Here is a 5091-nt window from a genome sequence, read left to right as displayed (position 1 = left end):
TGAATACAACAGAATATATACGCCAAACAGCAGTGGGTAATCGGATTAAACCGACGGTCATTGAATATCCAAAAGAACAAATAATAATGGATGATTCTCATTCTAAAAATGATACAAATGATTGGCATGAAGTCATTGAACAGCTGAAAAAAGATAACGAGGCACTCAAATCCAACAACCAAGAACTCCAGCAACATGTTCATCAACTGGAAGATGAAATAGCCCAAATGAGACAAGAAAATGACGTCTTTCATCACTTATTACAACATTTTGATAGTACGGCATTCTTGAATTTCAATACATATCGTGATGATCGGCCACTAAAAAAAGCGATTAAAAGATTGAAAGAATAATAATGAATTACTAAATTATAAGTAAGCGTTATATAAGTCTTTTCAAAAAGCAAGACATCTTTGAGGAAACAAGATGAAATATTGTAAATAAAGAAGCCAGTAAATGAATCTATATAGATTCATTTACTGGCTTCTTTTCTAAGATTTATGTATCAAAATCATTTTTTTATATAGACATAAATATATCTTGTAAAGAAGAACGTTGTTGAGTAACTTCTATTATTTCAATATTATTTTCTGTTAAAATTGAAATAATTTTAGGTATTTCATTTATTGAACTAACTTCTATACAAAACAAATTATCTTCTTGTATTTCTAGCGTTTGACTATTATCTTTTAATATATTATTAATATCATAAAGTTGATTAGATGCTAATTTTTTTAATGTTTTAATTTGAATTTTAATCTCATTAGTACTATCTTTCAATTCATCTATAGTTCCCATTTTAGCAATTTGACCATTATTCATAATTGCTAATCTATCGCAAATTTCTTCGATTTCCTCAAAATTATGAGAAGTAAGAAAAATTGTTTTTCCTTGTTGCTTGAGATTTAATATTAGTTTCCGAATTTTGATACTTGACTCAGGATCCAATCCTGAAGTCGGTTCATCCAAAATGATTAAACTTGGATCTCCAAGTATCGCTTGAGCGATACTTATTTTCTTTTTCATACCAAAAGAAAAGTCCTTAAGTTTTTTATCTTTAACATTATTTAAACCGACTTTCTCCAAGACTGTCCAATAGTCGTTAGTTGAATATTTAACTTTTTTAATTCCTCCCATATATTTTAAAAAATCTATGGCATTTAAATTAGGATATAAATTTGAGGCATCTGGCATGACACCAATTTCTTTTTTTATATTTTCTATATTTTTATAATTAAATACTGAAATATTTCCGGAAGTTTTATGTATAATACCACTAATAGTATGTAAAAGTGTAGACTTTCCAGCACCATTTCTTCCAATCAAACCGAATACTTCGTTTTGATGAATAGCTAAGTTTAAATCATTTAGTACTTTTTTCTTGTTATATTGTTTGTTGAGATTTGTTAATTTAATTGCTTCCATAGACTAAAGATCCTTCCTTTTAAGCATGACAAGAGAAATACTAATTAATAAGAAACCTATGAATAAAGGTATCAACATAAAAAATCCAGTTTTAAGTATATAAAAATAAGGTAATATATATTTGAAAGGTAAAAGATACCAAATATTACTTTTAAATGTGGCAACAATTCCTAGTATAGGTATAATAAAACCGAGTATAATTCCAAGTAACATTGTTAAACTTGGTTTCGGTATAGTAATTGACAAGAGAAATGTAAAAGCTATGGCATAAAATAAGAAAATAGAAATACTTAGATAATCATATAAAGGCCATTTTCCAGAGAATAGGAAAGTTATAAAAAAACAAACACTTAAGCATAGCATCCAAAAAATATAGACACCAAAAAATTTCCCTAGTATAATGTTTAAACGACTTGTTTTGGCAACTAAAAATCTAATTGTTTCCATTTCTATATCCTTATTTAAAATGTCATGAGAAACAGCAGCAATGAATATAAAACCTAAAAAAAAGAATAAAAACTTTATTGTAGATGTATATACTGAGTCACTATGATCTTGACTCATTATGAATTCATTATGAGCAAAAAATTTAGATGTAAGAAAAGTTATAAGAGTGAAAAATATTATTATTATAATTGATTTAATGCTTTTTAATAATGAACTTAATTCGTATTTGATAATTGCGAGCAATTGAGTTGAAACCTCCATACCATATTAATTGAGAGAAAAATAGAAAATAATACCCTATTTAAAAATTAAGAAATACCTAATATACTAGCGATTTTATTAACTACCCAAGAACTTAAGTGAGATAAATAATTAACTGTTGCTTGGTATCCAGACTCAACTGCTTGAACTAAAGCACTTCCGGCAACTTGTTTAATTGCCCATTGTACACCTGAACTTAATTGATTCCAATGACTTACTAAATATTGTGCAACCTTTTTTACTACAGCGCTCATTATTAAAAACCTCTCTTCACTATAATTTTTATTATTTTCTATTTTCTCCCGTTTTTAGTTTATATGTTTTTTAAATTTAAAATCAACTTATATTAAGTTAAGTTCTTGTAAAGTGATTTTTAATATATATATATTTTATTATTAAAGAGACTAAAGAAATAACTATCCAGTAAATTAATACTATGCATTTTAGCTGCGTAGTCAAAATAAAAATACCAATATTAGCGATTGTGTAAAAAATGAAATTAGATATACTTTTTTTGTACGGCCATTCTAATATGGAATTTATTAAAAGTATTAAAAATGGCAAAATATAGTAGGGATCTTTATTATTAAGACTAAACCATAATATATTATTATTGTAAATTTTAAAATGATATAGCGCTCTTATAAAAGATGCTAGTACATACAGTTGTATGATTATCAATAAAAATCGATGTCTAAATGGAATAATACCTACTTTTAATTTAAGAGTCTTCATTCTTTTTTTTATAGTTTTCCTTTTAGCCAGATTTTTTGTTTTATTAAATCGTTGTAAAAGTTTTTGTATATCATCATGAATTAAGTCTCTTTTTATCGAGTTATTCAAATTATCAACTTGATTTTTATAAAGCATTATCTTAACAAGAAAAGATAAAACAACAATTGACAAAAGAGAACCAATATATGTAGATATAAAATTTAATAAAAAAGTAAAGAACTCAGTTAGTATATTCAGATAATTCATTTTTTATTTTTCAATTTTGTAATTAAAGAGCCAATAGCTACAAGAGTTATGAAAGTAAGTATCCAACTTACTATAGTTACTAACATCTTTAAATTCCTCCTTTACTAATATTTATAATATATTATAAATATAGATAATATTCTAATAATTTAATGTTAATAAAATTATTGATATAATTCAGTCAATGAATAGACTATACAAACTAACTACCTATAATACATAATTATGTTAACTCAACACAAAGGGACAAACGCTGAAATGACGGCGTTTGTCCCTTGTTGTTTGGATTATTGGTTATGCATCTTTTATACATACCCTTAACCACACGTTTTCATGTATTTTCATTTATAGAACTTTTGTATCTTTATTCAAAATCAGTAACCCCTTTAAAATAAGATTTTGTTATACTATTGAGGTCGTCTATCTCTCAGACGTCAAATTGACGTAGAGAGGGGGTGCGATGAAATGTTAGCGATATTTGTTTATATAACAGTATCTATTTTTATAGAATGCTGTGTTGCGTTGTTTAAATTTTGGCTAGAGCAACGTAATAAAAAATAAGACGGCGTAGCCAACACCGAAGAAAAACCCCAGCCTATTGCAGTAGGCTGGGGTTTGGTGCGTAAATGTTAGCAATATTTGTTAGTTTCAGTATATCTTGTAACTTCTTTACTTGTAAACTATTTTACATTAATTTTTATATAACAAGTGGTTATAATATTTTCCAATATCGATTAGTTAATAGTGTTATGTACAAAATATAATCGTATGTTACCCTTCGTTTATAGATGATATTACTTGTTAATTTATCATATACTATTTCCTTGTCTTTTTCACTTTTCGTGTTACCACTCATTTACTGAGTGGTTTTATTTTTATCTTTTATGAAAGCGTCAACAATTAATATATTTTTTACTTGTGAAAGTATTAACAATTTTTTAGGAAAGTAGTACTATAATCTTGAAAGTAATTAAATTATTTAAAAGGGGTTAGTTATTATGAATTTTTTAAAGATTGCTACTTCTGAAGAAGCTAGAGATTACTTTAATAGTAGTAGGGATGTTGTCTCAATCTATGATAGCAGTACAGATTTTATTGATGTAGGCGCAATAATTTTGATGGATTATGAAATTGATTCTGTAGATTCAATGATAGAGAAAAATTTGGGAATTCCGGTAATAATAGTTACTAATTATGAAAATGTTAATAACAAGCACTCACAAGACAGTATAAATCTTGAATCTGTGGATTTTATCATTGATGTTAATAACCTCAACAAAGATTATACTTCAAAAAAAATAGAATATTTAATATCTAAATACGAAAAAAATATACTCCCTCCATTTTTTAATACTTTAGTAAACTATTCTGAAAGAAGTAATATTCAATTTGACTGTCCAGGACATCAAGGAGGACAATACTTTTCTAAACATCCAGCCGGAAGACAATTTTATAAGTTTTTCGGAGAAAATTTATTTAGAGCCGATATTTGCAATGCAGATGTAGATTTAGGAGATTTATTAATTCATGAAGGTCCTGCTGTAGAAGCACAAAAACATGCTGCTAAAGTTTACAATGCAGATAAAACTTATTTTGTTATGAATGGTTCTACGACATCTAATAATATTGCTATAACTTCTGCAATAATGCCAGATGATTTAGTATTATTTGATAGAAACAACCATAAATCAGCTTATAATTCAGCTCTTGTTAAAGATGGTGGCCGACCTGTTTATATGCAAACTTCAAGAGACTCTTATGGTTTTATAGGTGGTATTTATGAGAAAGATTTTGATGAACAATATTTAAGAGAACAAGCTGCTAAAGTAGATCCAGAGAGAGCTAAGTGGGATAGACCATTTAGATTAGCAATCATTCAATTAGGCACTTACGATGGGACAATTTACAACGCTAAACAAGTAGTAGAAAAAATTGGGCATTTATGTGACTATATATTATTTGATTCAGCGTGGGTTG

6 protein-coding genes and 1 pseudogene are annotated in these 5091 nt (G+C 27.0%); 3 read left to right on the top strand and 4 right to left on the bottom strand.

The genetic code is table 11. The features are described from left to right. The coding region (locus ACFYOJ_RS36190) for a hypothetical protein (RefSeq protein ID WP_388598636.1) at positions 1 to 353 on the top strand (353 nt) is incomplete at its 5' end. Between the two features lie 166 nt (positions 354 to 519). Here ACFYOJ_RS36190 and ACFYOJ_RS36185 read toward each other — a convergent pair. The 4 genes from ACFYOJ_RS36185 to ACFYOJ_RS36170 all read right to left on the bottom strand — a co-directional run bounded on the left by ACFYOJ_RS36185 (position 520) and on the right by ACFYOJ_RS36170 (position 3114). After that, entirely contained in the window at positions 520 to 1425 is a 906-nt protein-coding gene (locus tag ACFYOJ_RS36185) for an ATP-binding cassette domain-containing protein (protein WP_237615539.1), read from the bottom strand. Positions 1426 to 1428: 3 nt separating this feature from the next. Continuing rightward, positions 1429 to 1989 (bottom strand): hypothetical protein, encoded by a 561-nt coding sequence (locus ACFYOJ_RS36180; RefSeq protein WP_129795354.1) that lies wholly within the window; start codon positions 1987 to 1989, stop codon positions 1429 to 1431. Between the two features lie 191 nt (positions 1990 to 2180). Beyond that, complete coding sequence (locus ACFYOJ_RS36175; protein WP_151558841.1) at positions 2181 to 2387, bottom strand: hypothetical protein; 207 nt, start codon at positions 2385 to 2387, stop codon at positions 2181 to 2183. Positions 2388 to 2484: 97 nt separating this feature from the next. Continuing rightward, on the bottom strand, positions 2485 to 3114 hold the full coding sequence (locus ACFYOJ_RS36170) for a YidC/Oxa1 family membrane protein insertase (protein ID WP_355307916.1): 630 nt from the start codon (positions 3112 to 3114) through the stop codon (positions 2485 to 2487). A gap of 465 nt (positions 3115 to 3579) precedes the next feature. Here ACFYOJ_RS36170 and ACFYOJ_RS36165 point away from each other — a divergent pair, with 465 nt between their 5' ends. Together ACFYOJ_RS36165 and ACFYOJ_RS36160 are read left to right on the top strand one after the other, a co-directional pair. Next, the gene (locus ACFYOJ_RS36165) at positions 3580 to 3675 is read left to right on the top strand and encodes a type I toxin-antitoxin system Fst family toxin (RefSeq protein WP_002501808.1); all 96 of its coding nucleotides are present in this window, start codon (positions 3580 to 3582) and stop codon (positions 3673 to 3675) included. A gap of 437 nt (positions 3676 to 4112) precedes the next feature. Continuing rightward, positions 4113 to 5091 (top strand): annotated as a pseudogene (locus tag ACFYOJ_RS36160) (ornithine decarboxylase); the annotation flags it as partial.

The sequence above is a fragment of the Streptomyces sp. NPDC006384 genome, assembly GCF_042870695.1.
Lineage (GTDB): Bacteria > Actinomycetota > Actinomycetes > Streptomycetales > Streptomycetaceae > Streptomyces.
Note: the sequence above shows the minus strand (reverse complement) of the source record. Positions and strands in the feature narration are given on the sequence as shown.